At 62.3% G+C, this 20,417-nt stretch carries 20 protein-coding genes; 7 read left to right on the forward strand and 13 right to left on the reverse strand.

Annotated features, from left to right (window positions below; translation table 11 throughout):
* The first annotated feature begins 70 nt into the window (after window positions 1-70).
* The 5 genes from AQZ50_RS10000 to AQZ50_RS10020 are packed head-to-tail and all read left to right on the forward strand — an operon-like array spanning window position 71 to window position 5,288.
* On the forward strand, window positions 71-2,407 hold the full coding sequence (locus tag AQZ50_RS10000) for a TonB-dependent receptor (RefSeq protein ID WP_197412447.1): 2,337 nt from the start codon (window positions 71-73) through the stop codon (window positions 2,405-2,407).
* Between the two features lie 59 nt (window positions 2,408-2,466).
* On the forward strand, window positions 2,467-3,675 hold the full coding sequence (locus AQZ50_RS10005) for an amine dehydrogenase large subunit (RefSeq protein ID WP_067746067.1): 1,209 nt from the start codon (window positions 2,467-2,469) through the stop codon (window positions 3,673-3,675).
* Window positions 3,672-4,292 (forward strand): methylamine dehydrogenase accessory protein MauD, encoded by a 621-nt coding sequence (gene mauD / locus AQZ50_RS10010; protein WP_231730211.1) that lies wholly within the window; start codon window positions 3,672-3,674, stop codon window positions 4,290-4,292. Before AQZ50_RS10005 ends, mauD begins: the two co-directional genes overlap by 4 nt.
* Before the next feature lie 28 nt (window positions 4,293-4,320).
* Window positions 4,321-4,842: a methylamine dehydrogenase light chain gene (locus AQZ50_RS10015; RefSeq protein WP_067746068.1), complete on the forward strand. Its 522-nt coding sequence runs from the start codon at window positions 4,321-4,323 to the stop codon at window positions 4,840-4,842.
* Window positions 4,842-5,288 (forward strand): c-type cytochrome, encoded by a 447-nt coding sequence (locus AQZ50_RS10020; RefSeq protein WP_067746070.1) that lies wholly within the window; start codon window positions 4,842-4,844, stop codon window positions 5,286-5,288. Before AQZ50_RS10015 ends, AQZ50_RS10020 begins: the two co-directional genes overlap by 1 nt.
* Here AQZ50_RS10020 and AQZ50_RS10025 read toward each other — a convergent pair.
* From AQZ50_RS10025 to rfbF, 12 genes are all read right to left on the reverse strand, one after another.
* On the reverse strand, window positions 5,271-6,581 hold the full coding sequence (locus tag AQZ50_RS10025; RefSeq protein WP_067746247.1) for an MFS transporter: 1,311 nt from the start codon (window positions 6,579-6,581) through the stop codon (window positions 5,271-5,273). The genes AQZ50_RS10020 and AQZ50_RS10025 overlap by 18 nt on opposite strands.
* Window positions 6,582-6,656: 75 nt before the next feature.
* Window positions 6,657-7,496, reverse strand: a complete 840-nt coding sequence (locus tag AQZ50_RS10030) for an intradiol ring-cleavage dioxygenase (protein ID WP_067746248.1) — start codon at window positions 7,494-7,496, stop codon at window positions 6,657-6,659.
* Window positions 7,497-7,532: 36 nt separating this feature from the next.
* Window positions 7,533-8,603 carry a maleylacetate reductase gene (locus tag AQZ50_RS10035; RefSeq protein WP_067746072.1) on the reverse strand — a complete coding sequence of 357 codons (1,071 nt, stop codon included), beginning with the start codon at window positions 8,601-8,603 and terminating at the stop codon, window positions 7,533-7,535.
* Between the two features lie 249 nt (window positions 8,604-8,852).
* Entirely contained in the window at window positions 8,853-9,245 is a 393-nt protein-coding gene (locus AQZ50_RS10040; RefSeq protein WP_067746075.1) for a GtrA family protein, read from the reverse strand.
* A 5-nt stretch (window positions 9,246-9,250) separates the two neighbouring features.
* The gene (locus tag AQZ50_RS10045; protein ID WP_231730212.1) at window positions 9,251-10,189 is read right to left on the reverse strand and encodes a glycosyltransferase family 2 protein; all 939 of its coding nucleotides are present in this window, start codon (window positions 10,187-10,189) and stop codon (window positions 9,251-9,253) included.
* 262 nt (window positions 10,190-10,451) lie between these two features.
* The gene (locus tag AQZ50_RS10050) at window positions 10,452-11,447 is read right to left on the reverse strand and encodes an NAD-dependent epimerase/dehydratase family protein (protein ID WP_156427299.1); all 996 of its coding nucleotides are present in this window, start codon (window positions 11,445-11,447) and stop codon (window positions 10,452-10,454) included.
* Window positions 11,448-11,451: 4 nt separating this feature from the next.
* A complete protein-coding gene (locus tag AQZ50_RS10055) occupies window positions 11,452-13,221 on the reverse strand; it encodes a thiamine pyrophosphate-binding protein (protein ID WP_067746081.1) in 1,770 nt (589 codons plus the stop codon).
* Between the two features lie 3 nt (window positions 13,222-13,224).
* A complete protein-coding gene (locus tag AQZ50_RS10060) occupies window positions 13,225-13,923 on the reverse strand; it encodes a hypothetical protein (protein ID WP_067746083.1) in 699 nt (232 codons plus the stop codon).
* Window positions 13,923-14,624: an aldolase/citrate lyase family protein gene (locus tag AQZ50_RS10065; RefSeq protein ID WP_067746085.1), complete on the reverse strand. Its 702-nt coding sequence runs from the start codon at window positions 14,622-14,624 to the stop codon at window positions 13,923-13,925. The genes AQZ50_RS10060 and AQZ50_RS10065 overlap by 1 nt, the downstream gene beginning before the upstream one ends.
* A 49-nt stretch (window positions 14,625-14,673) precedes the next feature.
* Complete coding sequence (gene rfbH, locus AQZ50_RS10070; RefSeq protein WP_067746087.1) at window positions 14,674-16,020, reverse strand: lipopolysaccharide biosynthesis protein RfbH; 1,347 nt, start codon at window positions 16,018-16,020, stop codon at window positions 14,674-14,676.
* Window positions 16,021-16,031: 11 nt separating this feature from the next.
* Window positions 16,032-17,126, reverse strand: coding sequence for a CDP-glucose 4,6-dehydratase (rfbG, locus tag AQZ50_RS10075; RefSeq protein ID WP_067746089.1), 1,095 nt, complete (start codon window positions 17,124-17,126; stop codon window positions 16,032-16,034).
* Between the two features lie 5 nt (window positions 17,127-17,131).
* Entirely contained in the window at window positions 17,132-17,905 is a 774-nt protein-coding gene (gene rfbF / locus AQZ50_RS10080; RefSeq protein WP_082703574.1) for a glucose-1-phosphate cytidylyltransferase, read from the reverse strand.
* A gap of 301 nt (window positions 17,906-18,206) precedes the next feature.
* Here rfbF and AQZ50_RS20430 point away from each other — a divergent pair, with 301 nt between their 5' ends.
* A complete protein-coding gene (locus tag AQZ50_RS20430; protein WP_156427300.1) occupies window positions 18,207-18,728 on the forward strand; it encodes a hypothetical protein in 522 nt (173 codons plus the stop codon).
* Here AQZ50_RS20430 and AQZ50_RS10085 read toward each other — a convergent pair.
* Window positions 18,700-19,380: a GntR family transcriptional regulator gene (locus AQZ50_RS10085; RefSeq protein ID WP_067746091.1), complete on the reverse strand. Its 681-nt coding sequence runs from the start codon at window positions 19,378-19,380 to the stop codon at window positions 18,700-18,702. The genes AQZ50_RS20430 and AQZ50_RS10085 overlap by 29 nt on opposite strands.
* 138 nt (window positions 19,381-19,518) lie before the next feature.
* On the opposite strand from AQZ50_RS10085, the gene AQZ50_RS10090 reads away from it, so the two are divergent.
* Window positions 19,519-20,367 carry a fumarylacetoacetate hydrolase family protein gene (locus AQZ50_RS10090; protein ID WP_067746093.1) on the forward strand — a complete coding sequence of 283 codons (849 nt, stop codon included), beginning with the start codon at window positions 19,519-19,521 and terminating at the stop codon, window positions 20,365-20,367.
* The last annotated feature ends 50 nt before the right edge of the window (window positions 20,368-20,417 follow it).

Consider the following 20,417-nt stretch of genomic DNA (forward strand, 5'->3'; position numbering starts at 1 on the left):
AATGAGTCGCTGGACAAAGCCCGTTCGCGTGGCCTTGTCGCAATGTGCACACGGGGGGGGCAACGCCATCATGAAAGTCGGAATCCGGACCATCTGCCTGCCGATGTTGCTGGCTGGCGCGCCTTGCTACGCCCAGACAGCGCCCGCCGAAGACAGCGCCAAACCGGTCGATGCGGGCTTTGGCGACATTGTGGTGACCGCCACCAAGCGCAGCGAAAACCTGCAGAAGGTGCCGATCGCGATCACCGCATTTTCCGGTGACCAGATCCGCAAGCTGGGGATCACCGACACCACCCAGATCACCGAGCACGTCCCCGGCCTGCAGCTCAATGCCTGGTCGCCCAACGTGACGATCTTCAACTTGCGTGGCATTTCGCAGAACAATTTCACCGACTATCTCGAAAGCCCGGTCGCCGTTTATGTCGACGATGCCTACATGGGATCGATCAACGGGATTTCGGGGCAATTGTTCGATATCCGGCGCGTCGAGGTTCTGCGCGGCCCCCAAGGCACGCTGTTCGGGCGCAATGCCACGGGCGGGCTGATCCAATATCTGTCCGAAGACGCATCGAAAGCCGATCTCAACGGCTATGCCACGGCCGGTTGGGAACGCTTCAACCATCGCTCGCTCGAAGGCGCGCTGGGCGGATCGATCATCAGCGGCCTGCGCTTTCGCATCGCAGGCCGGATCAACAAGGCCGACGGCTATATCAAGCCCGGCGACGGCAGCGACGGCCAGGCGCTGGGCGGCGAGAACGGCTGGGCCCTGCGCGGAACGGTTCAGGCCGACATCGGCACCCGGGGCAAGCTCGATCTGTGGATCAAGCACAGCCAGGACGACCATGTCGCCACCGGCGGCTATATTTTCGACAACTGCAATATCGAGGCCAACGGCTATTGTTCGACCGATTCCGCCGGCCTGTCCAACGGCACCGGCGGCCCCGTCAACGGTCTGACCGGCGCCCCGGCCAGCCCGTGGACGAACTATTCGAACACGCCGGGTTATCTCAACCGCCGGATCGACGATTACCAGGCGAAGTTTCAATACGATCTCGGCTTTGCCAAGCTGACCAACATTGCCAACTACACCTGGCTGCACAAGGAATACCAGGAAGATGGCGACGGCACCGCGCTGCCGCTGATCGTATTCCAGACCGAGGCGCGCTATACCCAGTTCAGCGAGGAACTGCGCCTTTCGGGCGAGCTTTCGCGTTTCCGCTGGCAGGCCGGGTTCTATTACCTCGACATGCTGATCCGCGGCGACACGGTCACCACCGGCAATCCGGCGCTGGGCGCGGCGCTGTCGGTCGGGCTGCCCGGCATCGATCCGGCCGATCATGAAACCTACCGGCTGTCTTCAAAGAACTGGTCGGTCTTTGCCCAGACCGAATACGATCTTGCCCCCGATCTGACCCTGATCACCGGACTGCGCTGGTCGCAGGACAACAAGCATGTCGATTATACCTCGGTAATCACCGATACCGGGCAATCGGTCGCCCTCGCCACCAACCAGACGTTCGATGCACAGATCCCCGGAATCGATCACATCGCAAAGGGCGACTGGGCCGCGCGCGTCGCCCTGAATTACAAGCCGACCCCGTCGACCATGCTGTTCGTGTCGTGGAACCGGGGTATCAAAGGCGGCAATTTCTCGCTTTCCCCCAGCGTCAATGCGGCCAATTTTCAGCATCTGGGCGAAACGCTCAACGCGATCGAGGCCGGTGTAAAATGGTCCAACGCCGCGCGCACCATTCGCTTCAGCGGCACCGCCTATCACTACATCTACAAGAACTATCAGGCCTTCGCGCTGATCGACGACGTACCCCAGGTGGTCAACAGCAACGCCACGGCGACCGGCGCAGAGCTCGAAGCGTTTCTCACCCCGGCGAAGCATTTCAATGTCAATCTGGGCGCGACGTGGGAAACCAGCAAAGTCGACAGCGTCGAGACAACCGGCAGCGAATATCTGTCTGTGCTCGTCCCGGGCAGCCCTGCGCCCGACTATTGCACCGATCTCGGCAACGGAAACTATTATTGCAACTATCCGGCCAAGGCCGTCGCCAATGCCCGCCTGCCGAATGCCCCGCGCTTCAGCGCCAACTACGTGATCCGCTATGATCACGATTTTGCCTGGGGCAACCTCGCCGGGCAGTTTGACGGCGCATGGTATGACGACCAGTTCCTCGAAGTGACCAACGGCGCCTCGTCGCTGCAAAAGGCTTACAACGTCTCCAACGCGTCCTTGACCTGGACGGCGCCGGGCGACAAATTCACTGTCGAACTGTTTGGCCGCAACGTGTTCAACAAGGCGTACCGGGCCTATACCCTGAACCTCGGGGCACTCGGCACCACCAGCATGTATGCAAAGCCTGCCACCTATGGCGTCTCATTGGGCGTCAAATGGTAAGCTCACCCCTGCCGCCAGAAGAAAAGCCGCCAGAAGAAAAGTCGCCAGAGGAAAACGCGATGTCCGCCCAACCCAAATCAGGACGTGATCTGCATCGCGCGGCGCTCGCGGCGCTGCATGGGGCCGCGATGGCCCTGGCCCATCCGGCTGCTGCCGATACGCCGACCCGGCCCCCGGTGCTGCAACCCGAAACGCTGAGCGTGGTCGAGCTGAAGGACCGCATGCAGCCGCACTGGGTGTGGATCAACGACATTTCCTTCAATCACATGAGCGATGGCCGCGCCTATCTCGTCGATGCCGATGCAGGCACGATGCTGGGCATGATCAGCGCCGGAAACGGCCACGGCGTGGTGCAGATCCTGCCCGACGGCAAGACCGTGGCGGTGCCCGCGACATTCTATTCCCGCGGCATGCGCGGCAAGCGCGAAGACGTGATCACGTTCTACGCCATTCGCGATCTGGCCCCCGGCGCCGAAGTGTCCATTCCGCCCAAGCGCATCCAGACCATCCCCTTTCTCAACGCAGAGCCGCTCACCGACGACGGTCGCTTTTCGCTGATCTACAATTTCACTCCGGAACAGACGATCAGCGTGGTCGACATTCCCGCGCGCAAGTTCGTCGGCGAATTTGCCACGCCCGGATGCGGTGCCATGCACATGACCGGGCCGCGCCAGTTCATGATGCAATGCGCCGACGGCTCGCTGCAAGTGGGCCAGATGAGCGAAGACGGCCAGATCACGCTCGGCGCCACGTCCGCAACGCTGTTCAGGCCCGAAGACCCGGCCAGCGAGCGCCCCGTCAGGATCGCCCCGGCACGCTATCTGTTTTTCACGTATGCCGGTGAAGCGGTCGAAGCCGGCGTCAAGGCCGACCGGCCCGCGTTGATCGCGCGTTGGTCGCTGCAGGGCACCGATGGCGCCGGGTGGCGACCGGGCGGCACGCAGCCGATGGCCTATCACACCGCGAGCGGGCGGCTCTATGTGCTGATGCACAAGGGCGGGCCCAACACGCAGAAGGAGCCGGGCAGCGAAATCTGGGTCTATGACGTGGCCAAACACATACGCCTTGCCCGCCTGCCGCTCGATCATCCGGCCAGTTCCGTGGCGATCAGCGCCGATGCCGCTCCGTTGCTCTACACCGCTCTGTTCGGATCGGGCATGCTCGACGTGCGCGATCCGGCAAGCGGGCGCGTCATCCGCAAGATCGCCGGAATCGGCAGCGATCTGACCGTGATCCAGCCCTCCCCCCTTGCAGAAGCGACGCCATGACCGGCATGAACGAAATCCTGCTCGCGGCAGTGGTGATCTTGTGGATCGTGGTGATCGCGCTCGCGCTCGCGGTACTGGCCCTGGTGCGCCAGGTCGGCATGCTGCACGAACGACTGGGGCCGGTGGGCGCGCTGGTGCTGCCGGGCGGCCCGGAAGCGGGCAGCGCCGCGCCCGATTTCACGCTCGAAGCGATCGACGGGCGCACGGTCCGGCTCGGCGGATCGGGCGATGGCCGCGCGACATTGCTGTTCTTCCTCTCGCCGTCGTGCCCGGTGTGCAAATCGCTGCTGCCGGTGGTCAAGCAGATCGCGCGCGAATCCGGCGATGCGCTTCAGGTCGTGCTGGCCAGCGACGGCGATCATGACGAACAGGCCCGCATGGTCGCGCGCGAACAGCTGGAGATGTTTCCGCTGGTGCTGTCGACGCCGCTCGGGATTGCCTATCAGGTGTCGAAACTGCCGCATGCGGTGCTGATCGACGCGGCGGGCACGATCGTTGCCAAAGGCCTCGTCAACAATCGCGAACACCTCGAAAGCCTGTTTGAAGCCCAGCGCCTCGGCGTTGCCTCGCTGCAGGACTACAAGCGCCTGCAAGCCCAAGCCGCGTCAGAGAACTGAGGACGCCCAGACCATGAACCGCCCCGACATGAACCGTATCGACCGCATAACCGAGATCATGGCCCGCTCTGCCGCGCGCAACAGCTCGCGCCGCAGCTTTTTTGGTCGGCTGGGCGCCTGGCTGACGGTGGGAACCGTCGCCCCGCTGCTGCCGGTCTCGCGCGCTTATGCCGCCAAAGGCCCACAGGCGCTGCAGCCGCAGGAACAGGGCGATCCCACCAGTTGCGACTACTGGCGCTATTGCGGTATCGACGGGTTCCTGTGCGCCTGCTGCGGCGGCTCGGCCTCGTCCTGCCCGCCGGGCACAGAGCCCTCGCCGATCACCTGGGTCGGCACCTGCCGCAATCCGGTCGACGGGCGCGCCTATATCATCAGCTACAACGACTGTTGCGGCAAGGCGGCCTGCGGGCGTTGCCAGTGCGGGCGCGACGAAGGCGCCACGCCGACCTATCAGCCGAGCACCTCGAACGACCTCGACTGGTGCCTCGGCACGCAGGCGGGCATTGCCTATCACTGTTCGACTTCGGTAGTCCTCGGCCCCGCCGACTGATGCGGCCCGTCCGCGCCCCAAGCACCGGTTGGCTGGCGCTGGTGCTGGCGACGACCACGCCCGCGCAGGCGGCCGACTCTGCCGCAGCGCATCGCGCCTGGGTCGACTATGCGCTGCATTGTCAGGGCTGCCACTTGCCGGGTGGCGAAGGCATGGCGGGGAAAGTCCCGGCGATGCGCGGCGCCTTGGCCGATTTCCTGAAAGTGCCGGGCGGGCGCGAATATCTGGTGCAAGTCCCCGGAGTGGCCACCGCAAAGCTGTCCGATGCGGACGTCGCGCGGCTGCTCAACTGGCTGGTGCGCGCAATGGGCCCCGACCTGCCCGCCGGTTTCCATGATTACCAGACCGCCGAAGTGGCCACCTTGCGCGCACACTGGCTGCGCAGCCCCGGCCCCGTGCGCAAGGATCTGCTGGCCGCCATCGCGGCGCTACCGGCCCGCCGCTAAGGCCCAGGCGCGCATCGGGCGGCAACCGGCCGCCAGGATCGCTGCCGAGATCGCGCCGCCCAGCCCCGCGATCATCGCCAGCGAAAACACCACCCCGCCCGGCGCGGTAAACAGATGATCGTTGAGCAACCCGACGAGCAGCGTGCCCAACCCCGCCCCGATCAGCCCGGTGCCGCAGATCAGCAGCGCCGAAATCCGCGCGCGCATGGTCCGCGGCGCGACCATCTGCGTCAACGCGCTGGACGGCGTGATCGGAAACGAGGAAAAGAACTGCAGGCAGGCCATCGCCAGAACCCCGGCCACCGGTCGCGATGCCAGCGCAAGCAGGATCGCGCTCACCGCCGAACCCAGCCCGCCGACGATCCCCACCAGAAACGTGGTGTCGGCCCGCCCGGCCCGCGCCAGCCGGTCCAGCAGCCAGCCGCTGGCATAAGCCCCGCCGCCTCCGGCAAAGATGGCATTGAGCCCGAGCCAGAACCCGGCATCGGCCGTGCCGAAGCCATAGCCGCGCGTCAGCACGGCCGGTGCCCAGGCCAAAGTGGCAAACAGCGCCCATCCCGACATGACATAGCCGAAGATATGCGGCCCGAAGATGGCGCGCAGCCGCATCAGGAACGTCAAAACCGCGCCAAGCCCCGGCACCGGTTCACCCGTGCGGCGATGCGGATCGCGGACGGTCAGCGCGACCAGCGCCGCCAGCGCCATACCGGGCAGCCCGACGAGGATGAAACAGGCCTGCCAAACGCGCAAATGCAGCGGACCGATGGCAAGCCCGCCGTGCCCGCTGACCGCCGCGATCACCGCGCCACCGGCCAGAAAGGCAAGGCCCGCCCCAAAGAACGAGCCCAGCGAATAGACCCCGATCGCGCGGCCAAGCCGTTCGCGCGGAAACAGGTCATTGATCAACGCATAACTGGCCGGTGACAGCGCGGCCTCGCCGGCGCCCACCATGATCCGCGCTGCAAACAGCCCGGCAAAGCTGGCCGCCAACCCGCACGCGGCTGTGGCCAGCGACCAGACGGCTATGCCCGCCGAAATCACCCCCGGACGCGACGTGCGATCCGACAGGCCTGCCACGGGGATGCCGAGCGTTGCGTAAAACAGCGAAAAGGCAAACCCGTGGAGCAGGGCAAAGGCCGTATCGCTGATCCCGAGATCGGCCTTGATCGGCCCGATCAGCAGCGACAGGATCTGACGATCGACAAACGACAGCACATAGGCCGCGGTACAGACAAAGACGACATACCAGCCATAGACGGATGTCGAGCGGGCGGCGGCGGGGGATCGGGTCATGCGCGGATCATGACACGGACGCGCCGCGATGCCTGACCGTGGCGCGCCGCGCCTGACCGAAATCGGCAAGAACTCTCAGGCTGGAACCATCACGAAATCAAAGTCCGCGCACCATTGCGCCTGCCCGGTCGGATCGGGCACGAAGTCCACGATCAGCGATGCCTTGACTCCGAATACCGCGTCGCTTTCCAGATAGCGGTCGCCGGCAACGAAAGTGTGAGTGACGATCCGCTCGTACCCCGGCGCAGAGACCATGAAATGGGTATGCGCCGGGCGCCAGGGATGCCGCCCCAATGCCTGCAGCATCATGCCCACCGGACCGTCGTGCGGAATCGGATAGGACACCGGCCTGATGCCGAAGAAATGATACGCCCCGTCGGCCCCGGTCAGGAACCGCCCGCGATTGTTCCACTTCGGCTGAAGGCCGGGCTGCTGAACGTCGTAAAATCCGTCCTCGTTGTCGGACCAGACGTCGATCAACGCACCGGCGACCGGATTTCCCGCAAGGTCGAACACACGCCCCCGATAAAGGCACGGCTCGCCCTTGCCGCCTTGCGAGATCGTGTCGCCCATCGACCGCATCGGCGCATCGGCAACGTGGAACGGGCCGAGCACGGTGTTTTCGGTCGCGGGCGCAGGGCGGCGGTTGTTCAGCGCGTCAACCAGCATCGATACACCGAGCGTGTCGCTGAGCAGGATGAATTCCTGGCGCTCGTTCGAACAGATCTGCCCGGTTCGCGTCAAAAACTCGATCGCCACATCCCATTCGTCGCCAGTAAGCTGCACCTCCTTGATAAAAGCATGGAGATGGCGGACCAGCGCGGCCATGACTGTGGCCAGGCGCGGATCGGTCCCTTCGCCGACCCGCGCATTGACGGTTTCGGCCGAGCCGGTTTCGGTGAAATAGTCGGTCATCATGCATCCTCGTTGTCGCGCGGTTTTTCGCGGCGTTTACAATGGCTCGGCGCCCGGCGACGCCCCGGTCCAGGCCCGTTGCAGCAATCTGCGAATGGCCTGCCGCTCAATCGGCCGCGGATTGGGATAGCTGTTGGTGGTCGCAAGATCGGCGGCGCGATCGAGGTCGTCTTCACGCATTCCCAGCGCGGCAAGCGATGTCGGCGCGCCCAGTTTTCCGGCCATCCGGTGGAGCGCCAGCGCCGGATCATCGCCGAGTATCCCGGCCAGCGGCGCAATCGCACCGGCGGCGGCGACTGCATTGTAGGCCAGCGCATGCGGCAGGATCACGGCATGGGTTTCGGCATGCGGCAGAGCAAAACTGCCGCCCAGAACATGACACAGCTTGTGATGCAGCGACATGCCGACCGTGCCCAGCACCGTCCCGCATAGCCACGCGCCATACAGCGCTTCGGCCCGCGCCGCGCGATCGGTCGGGTCATCGGCAATGCGCGGCAACGCGGACAGCAGCGCCCGCGCGCCTTCGACCGCCATCAGCGACGAAACCGGATTGGCATCGGGGGCATAGAGCGCTTCGACGGCGTGGGCGATCGCATTCATGCCGCTCGTCACACTGGTCGAAACCGGCAAGTCGAGCGTCAACGCCGGGTCGTAGAACACGACTTCGGGCAGGATGCGCGCGTCGCGCAGCGTGGTCTTGAGCCCATCGGCGGTCTGGCCGAGTATCGGGGTCGCTTCCGATCCGGCATATGTCGTCGCCAGTACGATCTGCGGCGCGTCGTTGCGCCAGGCGATCGCCTTGGACAGGCCGACCGCCGTTCCGCCGCCAAAGGCAAGCACGCCATCCGCGCCGCACGCCGCAAAGGCTGCCATCGCCCGCTCGGTTACCGCGACCGGGGTATGCATTTCGGCCCCGGCAAAGGTTCCGGCGACACAATCGCCCACGGAATCGATCAGCCGGGTGACTTTGGCCGCCTGCCGGGGCGTCGAAACAACGAGCAGGCGCGAACAGCCAAGCGCCTCGACTTCGGCGCGCAGACGCATGAGCACCCCCTCCCCGAACAGGATACGGCACGGCAATCCGGTATAGGCAAAGCTCTCGATCATCGCCCATCGTGTGGAGCGAACCGGGCCTTGCGATAAATCCGCAAAGCGACCGATCCTGTGCAGGATGCGCAACAATCCCTGCCACGCGGCAGGTTACGGTTTGACCCTGATCGAATGCGCGCCCGGCGTGCCTGTCGACGATCTCGTCGCCCGAACCGGCGCGCCGCTCGTGGTTGGAGACGATCTCATTACCGGTTAACCGCCGGCATCACAGGATCGCTCAACGGGGCAGCAGACACCGCCGCGCCGTCAGCGGACCTCGCCAATGCGATACACGAATTTCTTGAGGACGAAGTAATTGAGCACGGAGACAATCACCAGCGATCCAAATCCGGCCAGATAAGGCGTGGCGCCCAGCGCGGCGCAAGCGGCCAGCGCGGTCACGCTCAGCACGTATTGCCCCGCATAGGCACCGAGAAAGCGCGGCAACGAAGGCATATGGCCGCGAAACGTATAGCGCGTATAGGTCAGATAATTGAACGCCATACCCAAGAGGTGTGCGACGATCTGCGCAAGGTACATATTGAGGCCGGCAGCAATGAACGCGGCAAACATGCCGTAGCCGAATGCCGCGTTGGCAAGGCCCGCCTGATAGTAGCGAACGACTCGCTTCCACTCATCGATCGATCGCCAGTCAAACATGGCGCTCAGGATTCTTGGGGAAAGTTGATGCGTTCGCGCTCCAGCACCAGCGGCTGGTTACGCGTACGTTCGGACACGAGCGCCACCTGCACCCCGAGCAAGCCCAGAAACAGGAACAGCATGGCGAATTGGCCTTCGAGCACGGCCGCGAACAGCCATAGCTGCCATGACCGCCCGACAATCAGGGCCACCAGTGCGCCGAAGAGGCTGAATATCGTCGCCAGCGAAATGAAGAACGCGATATAGAGCGGCGCGCGCAGCAAATTCTTTGACGAACCGGCGAGACCGTTCAGCGCAAAATCGAGCAGGGTAAAGAAATTGTTGTTTGATTTTCCGCCGGCCCGGGGGGGACGCCGAAACGGGATTGTTTCGATTGAATAGCCGGTTTCGACCAGCAGCCCGCGAAAGAACGGCTCCGGCTCGTTCAATCGGCGGATCGCCTCGACCACACGCCGGTCGTACAGGCCAAAGCCGGTCGCGTTGGGAATGATCGCGTAATCGCCGAACTTCTGCTGCAGACGATAGGACAGCCCCCGCATGAAGCCGAGCACCGGCCCGGATTTTTCAGTCTCGCGTACGCCCAGCACAATGTCCGTGCCCGCGCGCCAGCGCCGCACGAATTCGGGCAACAGATCGGGCGTGTCCTGAAAGTCGGAACACATCGAGATCACGCCGCGGCCGCTCGCCTGATAAATCCCATAAGTGGGGGATCGCATCTGTCCGAAATTGCGCGTGTTGATGATCAGCCGGATGCGCGGGTCGCGCGCACACATTCCCCGGATGATCTCGACCGTGCGATCCTGAGACTCGTTGTCGATGAAGATCAGCTCAAAGCTTTCAACGATCGGTTCAAGCTTTTCGATGACCGCAGCGGCGATCGCCTCGGCATTATCCTCCTCGTTCCGGCAGGCGAGCACGACGGATACTTCAGGAATTGCAGACATGGCATCAGGCATGCTTGGCCTCGTCGTCGTTTCGCCGCCGCGCAGCCGCTTCACGCTGCTCCGCCGCCGGCACGGGTGCACGCAGTGGGTGCCGATGCCAGAACCGCACCGGTCGAGGCAATCGTGCCCGAACGTTTGAGCATCTTGGCGAACTTCACTTTATCGACCCACCCTTCAAAATTGGTCTGCAAAACGGCCCGCAGCAGAGCACAGCTTGTCTCGCCGCTACCACTTTCCCCCACATTCAACCAGCACGTAACAATCAACTTTCTTCGGCTTTTTGGGCCAACCAGACGGCGGTTTCGGCAACTTGTCCATCCAGCGGCAGATGAGTCATACCATAGCGCGCCAACAGCGCCGTCCATGCCGCAGCATCGCCTGTATAGCGGTTTTCTTCCGGTTCACTGATCGGGCGACGCGACACGATCGCACCGCCCACTTGCGCGACCACGGCGGCAACTTCGCCCAGTTCAAGCGGCTCGCCCCCGGTAGCAAAGCACTGCACCGCAAGACCGTCCGTCGAAAGCAGCATGCAAACGACCACCGACAGCACTTCGCGCACCGCGACATAGCTGCGCAGCACCCTGCGCGGTGCGCGCACCTCTATGGGCCGACCGGCGAGTGCATCAAGAATGAAGCTGGCGAGCGCATATGTCTCGTGCTTGTTCATCCAGGGGCCCGAAACGCTGTAGATACGCCCGATCGCCACCCGGCACGTCCCGGCGCGGTTGCGCGCCCAGGCGGCAAATCGCTCTTCGTCTTCGCGTTTGAGCGCGCCATAAAGCCTGAGGTCGCCGGCCGCGCCCGGATCATCCGCGAAAGCCGCCGCCCCCGAAGAGGCAACAAACAGGCGGTCGACGCCGATCCGGTCAAGCGCGTCATGCACCGTTTGCGAAAGGGCACGATTGGCCGCGCAATAGGCCTGCGCCTCCATGCCGGCGACTTTGTCCTTGGTCAGGAATGCCAGATGAAACAACACCGTCGGCTGTCGCGGCAACGCAGCCAGGTCATCCAGCGCGTACTGATCAAGACGCGTGCCGTCATCGAGCACGATGCCCCGCTCGGCTGAGCCAAAGCAAACCACGCGCCGGGCGAATTCATCCGAATCCAGTGCAGCGCGCAACAGCGCCAACAGTGTGCGGCCGATCCAGCCGCGTGCACCGACAATGACGATCCGCCGTTCGTCAGAGCGCAGCAGCGACAAAGCGGGGGCTGCGAACTGCATCGATTGCCGGTCGAGATCGTTGCCCGGAGCCACGCCCTTACTTGACGAAGCCTTCGACGACTTTCTCTGCGGCAGGTTTCTCGGCAAGGTAATCGACTTCCGGGGTCATCTTGTCGATCGGATTGGATTCCATCGATCCGGTCGCGGTGATGCGACTGCTGATCTTGGGGAAATACGTCTGTTCGGGATCAACCGGCACGATGAAAGCATGGGGACCAGGCGTTGCCATCGCTTCCAGGAACGCGATGTCGGTCGAAAAATCGAGCGGCAGGCGCATGACCGGAATGTCCCAAGCCGCAAACAGCTTGCTCCATTGCGGCAACCCCAGCCCCGACTTGCGATCGCAGCCGAGATATTTGCCGCCAAAATAGCTGCGCTGGGTCATGCGGATCGAGGCATGGCCCTGGTCGTCGAAAATGAACATCTTGAGATCGAGATCGTTGACGGCGACGGTGCCCAATTCCTGCATGTTCTGTGCAAAACCACCATCGCCTTCGATCAGGATCGTCCGCCGCCCTTTGCCCGCCAAGGCGGCACCAATCGCGCCGGACAGGCCATAGCCCATCGACGCAAGCGACTTGTTGGTCAGCATCCGCTGCCCCAGTTTGGGCTTGTAGAGCGTCATGGTCAGCGTAAACGCGCTGCCGCTCGAACACGGAATGACGAGATCGTCAGGCTTTGTCACGTCCTCCAGCCGGACAATGAATTCATAAGGTGACAAAAATCCGGGCCCGGTCTGGTTGACATCCTCGACGCGCGGAATATTCGCCATGATCGCCTGCGCCGCTGCAATCCAGTCTGTCTTCGCGGGCAGATTGCGATCGATCAGGCGGGTCAGGAAATCGTTGGCATCGGCCTCGATGCCGAAGTCGATGCGCGGATGACCCTTGCCGATTTCGCGCGGATCGATCTCGACCTGAACGATCTGCGCATCGCGGCCGAATTCCTGCCAGTTGAACCCGGTCTGTTGCAGCCCGAGACGGGTCCCGACGGCAATGATCAGATCCGATTTCTGGATAACGATGTTCGCCCCGCGCATACCCCAGGTATTCGGTCGACCCAGGAAATTGGCGGCATTGCCATCAAAGCGGTCGGCGCCGTTGTATGTCGTCATCACCGGGATGCCCGACACTTCCATCCGGTTGCGCAGCGCTTCGACCGTTGCATAGTCCGTACCGCCGCCAATCAGCAGCACCGGCCGCTCCGCCTGGCGATACAGCGCAGCGACTGCGTCGATCTGTTCGTCGCTCGCACGCGACAGCGACGGCGGGGTGATCGCGGGCAGCGGCTCTTCCTCGACATTTGCGGCCTGAACATCGAGCGGCATTTCGAGGAATACCGGCCCCTTGCGCGGCGTCCAGCTCGCCTCGATGAGCGACAGAAACCGGCGCGCGTCGATCGGCGCCATGAAACGATAGGCTTCCTTTGTCGTCGCCGCGAGCAGTTCGACCCCTGCGACTTCCTGGATACCGCGAGCGCGCACTGTCCCGTTGGCAAGGTCAGCCGTCTTGACCTGACCGCCCAACACCAGCAGTTCGCGACTTTCCAGCCATGCGCCGCTGATTGCCGTGACGATGTTGGTCAGGCCGGGGCCGGTCGTGACGAGCGCCAGGGCCTTGGCCGGCGCGGCAATCTCGTTGAAATATTCGGCAGCGATCCCGGCCGCCACTTCATGCACCACGGGAACGCCGGTCAGATAGCGATCGAGGCTTTCGGTCAGGTGCATGATATTGCCCCCGCCGACATAGAAATAGTGCGTATAGCCTGCCGCACGCAACCAAGCACCGATCTGGTCACTGTATTTCACCGCTCAGTCCTTTTCCGCAATGGTCAGCAGCGAGGTGATGATCGTATAGATCTGGTTCGCAGAAAGGCTGCCCGGCGTACCCCGGTCGTATCCCCAATCGGCATGCAGCGGCAGATGGATTTCGCCCTGAAATGGCTCCAGGTGGCTGTTCATGTCATCGACATAGACAACCAGATACTTGCCGCGATCAAGCCAATGCTGCGCTTCTGCCACGCCCAGTTTGCTGCCCTGTTTGCGAATATCTTCCTGACCGAAGACAGTGACAACGTCCGCACCGTGAAAGGCCAGAGTCTCGCGAATGGAGGCAATGTTGCGTGTCGACAGGATCGCAAAGCGATCGGGACAGGCCAGCAGCAACGGTTTGAGCAACAGGAAAAAGTCATACGGCGGCATGACTTTGGGCCATTCGGGATCGGCCATGATCGCCTTGCGCGCCTCGAAGAAATTGCTCGCAAATGCCCAGTCGATCGTTTCCGGCACAAACTTGCTTATCGCCGAAGCGGGCAGCGCGTTATCCTTGCTGTACAGCCGATTGTATTGCCACGCGTCCGTCACCACGCCCCGGAACGCGAGAAATTCTTCATATGTTACGTCCTGGCGGAACTCGGGACGCCCCTCGACGGCCTTGTTCGCCACCGTGAACGCCTCGTAGGCGCTGTTGAACAGCACGCCATCGAAATCGAGGACAAATTTGATTTCCATTACAGGCGAGTCCTGATCTGCCCGATCCGCGCGGAGGCGGCATCGGCAATCGCGCCATGATGATCGAGTTGCAGCCCCAGCAGCGCTTCCTCGACTGCGAAAGCGGCGGCGATGGCGCCATCTTCGAGGAACTTGTCCACCGGCATCACGCACTTGCGCGTTTCGACGCAGTCGATCAGATCGCGCAGTTCCGCGTCGTCGGCAAGGCGCCTGACCGTCGATGCGCCCACCGAACCGCCCATCGTCATGTGCAGACCGCGCTTGCGAGCTGCAGTCGCCACGGTCTTGACCATGGCGATCGTTTCGTCGCTGTCGACACCGGGCCCGCCATAGCTCGCTGTCAGATCGGTGCGCCCGACGGTCACTTCCGACAGCCTTGTTCCGGCATCAAGGATCTCTTCGATCCGCCGAACCGCATCGATCGTCTCGATCGTTACGCCAAGCTGATCGAACGCACCTTCGGGGGCCATCTCCATATACTTGCGCATGGCAAACGGGCTCTCGATCATCGGCGCGACGATGCGGCGCACGCCGATCTGCATGAGAAAGCGCATGTCCGACTTGGCCTCGCAACCGCCGATCTTGACGAGATAAGGCAAGCCATGGCGGGCAGCGAAGAGCGCTTCCGCAGCGACGCTGCCCTGCGACAGCCCTTCCGCCTCAAACTCGCCCTTGAGCGCAACAATCCCTGAAAAATCCATCAGTTACCCCCGATTCGCCTTCCCCGTCATGGATGACCCCAGCGCGGCCTCAGCGCTTCCCCGCAACGAATCCGGCGATTTCCTCGACAACGTAGGCAAGATGATCATCGGTCAACCCGGGATAGACGCCGATCCAGAACGTGTTGGTCGTAACCAGGTCTGCATTGGCCAGGTCGCCGACGGTCCGGACGTTGCGCCCCTTCATATAGGGCTGGTGCAAAAGATTGCCGCCAAACAACAGCCGCGTACCGATCCGCTTTTCATTGAGATACTGCACCAGATCTTCGCGATTGATCCCGCTTTCGGGACGAATGGTCAACGGAAAGCCGAACCAGCTCGGATTGCTGCGCGGCGTCGCCTGCGGCAGGATGAAGACATCCTCCAGCGGGCGCAGCAATTCGGTCAGCGCCGCGAAATTGCGTGCCCGCGCGGCGATGAAGCCGTCGAGCCGATCCATTTGCGCCAAGCCGACCGAGGCCTGCATATCGGTGATCTTCAGGTTATAGCCGACATGGCCATAGGTGTACTTGTGGTCATAGCCCGGCGGCAGAGTGCCCAACCGACGCGCGAACCGCTTGCCGCAGGTGTTGTCCTGGCCCGGCGCGCACCAGCAATCGCGGCCCCAATCGCGCAGCGATTCCACCACCCGCTTCAACCGGGGCTTGTCGGTAAACACCGCGCCGCCTTCGCCCATCGTGATGTGGTGCGCCGGATAGAACGACAGCGTGCCCAAATCGCCGAACGTGCCGACATTGCGCCCGTCATACGTCGCGCCAAGCGCATCGCAGGTGTCTTCAACCACCCACAGGCCATACTTTTCGGCCACGCGCATGACTTCGCCAAGATCGAAAGGATTGCCCAGCGTATGGGCAATCATGATCGCGCGCGTCTTGCTCGAAACCGCCGCCTCGATCATCTCCGGCTTGATGTTGTAGGTCGGGATATCGACATCGACGAACACCGGGACAAGCCCATATTGCAACGACGGGTTGACCGTCGTGGGAAACCCCGTCGCGACCGTAATCACTTCATCGCCGGGCTTGAGCGCCTCGGAGCGATGGTAGTGCGAAGTCAGCGCGGCCAGCGCGAGCAGGTTGGCCGACGATCCCGAATTGGTGGTAAGCGCGTGCGCGACACCGAGCCGTTGTGCCAGGCGTTCCTCGAAAGCCGCGTTGTAACGCCCGGTGGTCAACCACAAGTCGAGACTGGCATCCACAAGGTTGCGCAATTCCGGCGCACCGACCACTTTGCCCGACACCGGCACAACGCTTTCGCCCGGCACGAAAGTGCGCGGCCCGTGATAGCGCTCGGCATATTCACCGGATAGCGAAACGATCAGTTCGCGCAGCTCGCTTTCACTTGCATTGCGGACGATATCGGCAAGGTCAGTGGTCATTCGAGAAGCCATCAGCGAGATCTGCCAGTCTGAAATCGGTGAAAAAGGGTACGGTATTCCGTAATTTGCGAATAAGTAACCGCGCGAGCATCGCCGCCTGCAGCGATGGTCTTGTGCCATGCAACAATATGCGTCAGCGCGGCGTCAAGCCCCCACACGGGCCGCCAGCCGAGAAATGCACGCGCCTTGGCGCAATCCAGTTTAAGAATGGACGCTTCGTGCGGGCCCGCGGGCACGGCAGGACAATCCCAGCCATCAGCCCCCCACATCCCGACCATGCGATCGGCGATCCAGTTCACCGGTTGCGTGTCATCATCGGCGGGGCCAAAGTTCCAGCCATCGGCCGCTCCGGCTTCACCCGCAGCGAGCACCTCGGCAATCAGCAGATACCCGCCCAACGCTTCAAGCACGTGTTGCCACGGCCGGATCGCAGCAGGGTTGCGGATCAGCGGCCTCTGGCCGGCGATCAACGCGCGGATGATGTCGGGGATCAAGCGGTCCTGCGCCCAGTCACCGCCCCCAATGACATTGCCCGCGCGAACCGAGGCGACCAACGGCGCACCGGGCGCGGAAAAAAAGCTGCGGCGATAGGCGGCAATGATCAGCTCCGCCGCCCCTTTGCTGGCCGAATAGGGGTCATGCCCCCCCATCGCGTCGGTTTCGCGATAGGGCCAGACCCATTCGCGGTTTTCGTAGGCCTTGTCAGAGGTGATGCAGACCACCGCCCGCAGAGAGGGGGCAGAGCGGCATGCATCGAGCACATGCACGGTTCCCTGGACATTGGTGGCAAAAGTCTCGACGGGAGCTTCGTAGGACAACCGGACCAGCGGCTGCGCGGCAAGATGGAACACAACTTCCGGATCGGCGCGCTCGACCACGGCGCGCACCGTGGCGAGATCCCGGATGTCGCCTTCGACATGGTCGACAAGTTCGGCAATGCGCGCCTGCCTGAACAAGCTGACATCTTCGGCAGCCAATGCCAGGCCGGTTACCCGCGCGCCCATCTGGAGCAGCCAGAGCACCAGCCAGCTCCCCTTGAAGCCGGTGTGCCCTGTCACCAGAACCCGGCGACCAACCCAGAATGCAGGATCTTGGGATAACCGCATGCGGGTTACCAAACCTTCCAGGGCGCCTGCCCTTCGGCCCACATTTTCTCAAGCAGTTGTTTGTCGCGCAGGGTGTCCATCGGCTGCCAGAAACCATCATGATGATAGGCAACCAATTCGCCTGACCTGGCGAGCGCTTCCAGCGGGTCGGCTTCCCAGACCGTCTCGGGCCCGGAAATCAGGTCGATCACCGATGGATCGAGCACGAAGTAGCCGCCATTGATCAGCCCGCCATCACCCGCCGGTTTTTCCTTGAAACCAACGACATGCTCACCGTCAAACTCAAGCGCGCCAAACCGCCCCGGCGGCGTTACCGAAGCGATGGTCGCCTTGCGCCCATGCGCTGCATGGAAGGCCAGTTCCGCCGTGATGTCCATGTCGGACACGCCATCACCATAGGTAAAGCAGAACGGCTCGTCGTCATTCAGAAATTTGCGAACCGCCTTGAGCCGACCACCTGTCTGGGAGGACAGGCCGGTATCGACGAGCGTCACTTTCCATGACTCACTTTTCGCCTCATGCACTTCCATGGAATTGGTCCGCAAATCTATAGTCACATCAGCCAAGTGAAGAAAATAGTTCGCAAAAAACTCTTTTATGACATAGCCTTTGTAGCCAAGACATATGATAAAATCGTTAATCCCATGTGAAGCATATATTTTCATGATATGCCAAATAATCGGCATCCCGCCGATCTCGACCATCGGCTTTGGCCTGGTCGAAGTCTCCTCGCCAATCCGAGTCCCAAGCCCCCCGGCCAAAATCACGACTTTAGTCAAAACAAACCCCAATATCTTGGCATCAAGCCAGCACAAAAGCCATGTCAGTACAAATCAGACACGCTCTGACAATCAAAAAAATGTCCAAGAGACAAAGTGCAATTAAGATTTTAAGCTCAAAATTTCAAAATTGACGCAATAAATTACAATAAAAATGCAAAAAACATTACACTTACCGATCTTCGATCGCGAAGGTAAGAGCGCTGCATTTTTGGCTGCATAACAAGCCAATTGTGGCCCGACAAGGGGATTTCTGTTGAGTTTCGGAAAGATCACTTAGACATCCGCGCAACGCGAAATCATGTCCCAAGGCGCGGTGCAGCGTTTTGAGGCCGACACGTTTTTCGGCGTCAATTTAAGCCGATCGCGTACCGCGCGCAGCCATCAGCCGGTAAAATTCACCCGCCCGGGCTTCGTCCACAAACTTGCGGATTCGCGTCGGCGGCGGTCGCGCTGGAGCATGCCTGCGGTGAACCGGGGTTTGCGGGTTGGTTCATCGTCGAGCCGTTCCGCCGAAGTCCAGCGGACGGGAATGGAAACCCTGCGGGCGGCTTCTGGCGGCCCACAGCAGCGTCGTGGGCTCGGAACGATGAACCACATCGCCCCTTCGCCCACTTCTCGCTGTGAACCGCCAGAAGCCGTCCTCATGGGTCAGGATCACCGCACCTTGGTATCAGGTGACGGGTTCGATTTCGACGGACTGCCGCGGCGCTCAGGTCACGAAACGCGGGATGCGGCCGAGGGCGAGGCCGTTCCGCATTTGGGCATTTGGCGTTCCATGCCCAAACCGATGTTCAGACTTCGCAAGCCTGCCCCTCAATGACCCGCAACGCGCCATCAAGAAGATCACGCGTGCGAAGAATGTGCGCCCGGCACAAATCGCGCACCAGGCCGTCATCACCAGCGACGGCGGCTTCCAGAAGCTCGGCATGTTCGCGATGCGGATCACGGCCGCCTGTCAGAAAACGATAAGCGAAATGGCGATACCGTTCGCTGGCCGCATAGAGCGTGTCGAATAGCCGCAGCGACCAGACGCTGCCGCAATCGGCAATAAGCGCGCGATGGAATGCCTCATGCCCGGCCGCCACCCCCTCATCGATGGTCGGGCGCTCGCCATGAGCGACCATCGCCTGCCAGGCCTGCGCGAGCGACGCACGCCATTCAGCCCGCCCGACCGCCGTTGACTGCGCCGCAAGGCGACTTTCGAGTTCAGCTCTGGTGGTGAACAAGTCGAACATGTCGTCGCGGAACATCGGCGCAACCCGAAAGCCCCGCTGCGGCAGGGGGACCACCAGATGATCGGCCGTCAAGGCGGACAGCGCCTCGCGCACCGCGCCGGGGCTTACCGCCTCACGCCCGGCAATTTCGATCACACGCAGACGCGCCTCGGGCTGAAGCTCGCACGTCATGATCGCATGGCGCAGTTGGCGGTAAATGCGCTGAGATTGAAGATTTTCCGTCAAGCCTTGGGTCATCGGGGAGCCATACCATCTCTTTTTTGAGCAAAATAAATATATTTTTTCGTGACAATGACCAAATCGTCAATTATTGACCGCTCAGTCAAAATGAAAACGGCCCGCCCAACGGACCAAACTGGAGAAGGACTCGAGCCCATGAAGCTGGCGCGGTTTACGGAAAATGGCACCACCCGGATCGGCAAAGTCGAAGGATCACAGATTGTTGACCTGAGCGAAGTCACCGGCTCGGGCGACTCGATGCGCGCACTGCTCGAACGCCTGCCCGAATTGCGGCCCGCGCTGGAGGCTTGCGGAGGTCCGGCCTTTGCGCTGGCCGATGTGCGGCTGGAGGCTCCGATCGTCGATCCGCAGAAGTTTCTCGCGCTTGGCATGAACTATCAGGCGCACGCCGACGAAGCTGCCGCCGCGGGTATCAAGACCCCGACCAATCAGTTGTGGTTCAACAAGCAGGTGAGCTGCATCGCCGGCCCGTCGGATGACGTGGTGCGCTACAACGTCTCGGATCAACTCGATTACGAGGCCGAACTGGCCTATGTCATCGGCACCAGGTGCCGTGATGTGAAAGCTGCCGACGCCCATTCGGTGATCGCCGGATATCTGGTGTGCAACGACGTATCGGTGCGCGACTGGCAGCATCGCACGCCCACATACACACTGGGCAAATCCTTCGATACGCATGGCCCCATCGGGCCCTGGATCACGACGGCGGACGAAGTCGCCAATCCGGAAGATCTGGAAATCAAGCTGACCGTCGACGGCGTGGTGCGTCAGCACGCGCGCACCAATGACCTGATTTACGGCATTGCCGCGCAGATCGAATATCTGACCACTGTCATGACGCTCTATCCGGGCGACGTGATCGCCACCGGCACCCCCTCGGGCGTGGCGGCAGTCGACCAGAACTGGCTGAAACCCGGCCAAATCTGCCGCGTCGAAATCGAAGGCCTCGGCGCAATCGAGAACCGTATCGTTCAGCAGGCATGAGTTTGTAACACCGATCAATCGCGCGCCATCCGATCGAAGCATCGGGGGCG

The sequence above is a fragment of the Novosphingobium sp. Fuku2-ISO-50 genome, assembly GCF_001519055.1.
GTDB lineage: Bacteria > Pseudomonadota > Alphaproteobacteria > Sphingomonadales > Sphingomonadaceae > Novosphingobium.

What these genes read in the sequence shown, in the direction of transcription:
- AQZ50_RS10005 (WP_067746067.1), top strand. Translation starts at nt 2,467, where the DNA reads ATGTCCGCCCAACCCAAATCAGGACGTGATCTGCATCGCGCGGCGCTC.
- AQZ50_RS10015 (WP_067746068.1), top strand. Translation starts at nt 4,321, where the DNA reads ATGAACCGTATCGACCGCATAACCGAGATCATGGCCCGCTCTGCCGCG.
- AQZ50_RS10045 (WP_231730212.1), bottom strand. Translation starts at nt 10,189, where the DNA reads ATGTCTGCAATTCCTGAAGTATCCGTCGTGCTCGCCTGCCGGAACGAG.
- AQZ50_RS10030 (WP_067746248.1), bottom strand. Translation starts at nt 7,496, where the DNA reads ATGACCGACTATTTCACCGAAACCGGCTCGGCCGAAACCGTCAATGCG.
- mauD (WP_231730211.1), top strand. Translation starts at nt 3,672, where the DNA reads ATGACCGGCATGAACGAAATCCTGCTCGCGGCAGTGGTGATCTTGTGG.
- AQZ50_RS10025 (WP_067746247.1), bottom strand. Translation starts at nt 6,581, where the DNA reads ATGACCCGATCCCCCGCCGCCGCCCGCTCGACATCCGTCTATGGCTGG.
- AQZ50_RS10000 (WP_197412447.1), top strand. Translation starts at nt 71, where the DNA reads ATGAAAGTCGGAATCCGGACCATCTGCCTGCCGATGTTGCTGGCTGGC.
- AQZ50_RS10035 (WP_067746072.1), bottom strand. Translation starts at nt 8,603, where the DNA reads ATGATCGAGAGCTTTGCCTATACCGGATTGCCGTGCCGTATCCTGTTC.
- AQZ50_RS10040 (WP_067746075.1), bottom strand. Translation starts at nt 9,245, where the DNA reads ATGTTTGACTGGCGATCGATCGATGAGTGGAAGCGAGTCGTTCGCTAC.
- AQZ50_RS20430 (WP_156427300.1), top strand. Translation starts at nt 18,207, where the DNA reads ATGTCCCAAGGCGCGGTGCAGCGTTTTGAGGCCGACACGTTTTTCGGC.
- AQZ50_RS10020 (WP_067746070.1), top strand. Translation starts at nt 4,842, where the DNA reads ATGCGGCCCGTCCGCGCCCCAAGCACCGGTTGGCTGGCGCTGGTGCTG.
- rfbH (WP_067746087.1), bottom strand. Translation starts at nt 16,020, where the DNA reads ATGACCACTGACCTTGCCGATATCGTCCGCAATGCAAGTGAAAGCGAG.
- AQZ50_RS10065 (WP_067746085.1), bottom strand. Translation starts at nt 14,624, where the DNA reads ATGGATTTTTCAGGGATTGTTGCGCTCAAGGGCGAGTTTGAGGCGGAA.
- AQZ50_RS10060 (WP_067746083.1), bottom strand. Translation starts at nt 13,923, where the DNA reads ATGGAAATCAAATTTGTCCTCGATTTCGATGGCGTGCTGTTCAACAGC.
- AQZ50_RS10085 (WP_067746091.1), bottom strand. Translation starts at nt 19,380, where the DNA reads ATGACCCAAGGCTTGACGGAAAATCTTCAATCTCAGCGCATTTACCGC.
- AQZ50_RS10090 (WP_067746093.1), top strand. Translation starts at nt 19,519, where the DNA reads ATGAAGCTGGCGCGGTTTACGGAAAATGGCACCACCCGGATCGGCAAA.
- rfbG (WP_067746089.1), bottom strand. Translation starts at nt 17,126, where the DNA reads ATGCGGTTATCCCAAGATCCTGCATTCTGGGTTGGTCGCCGGGTTCTG.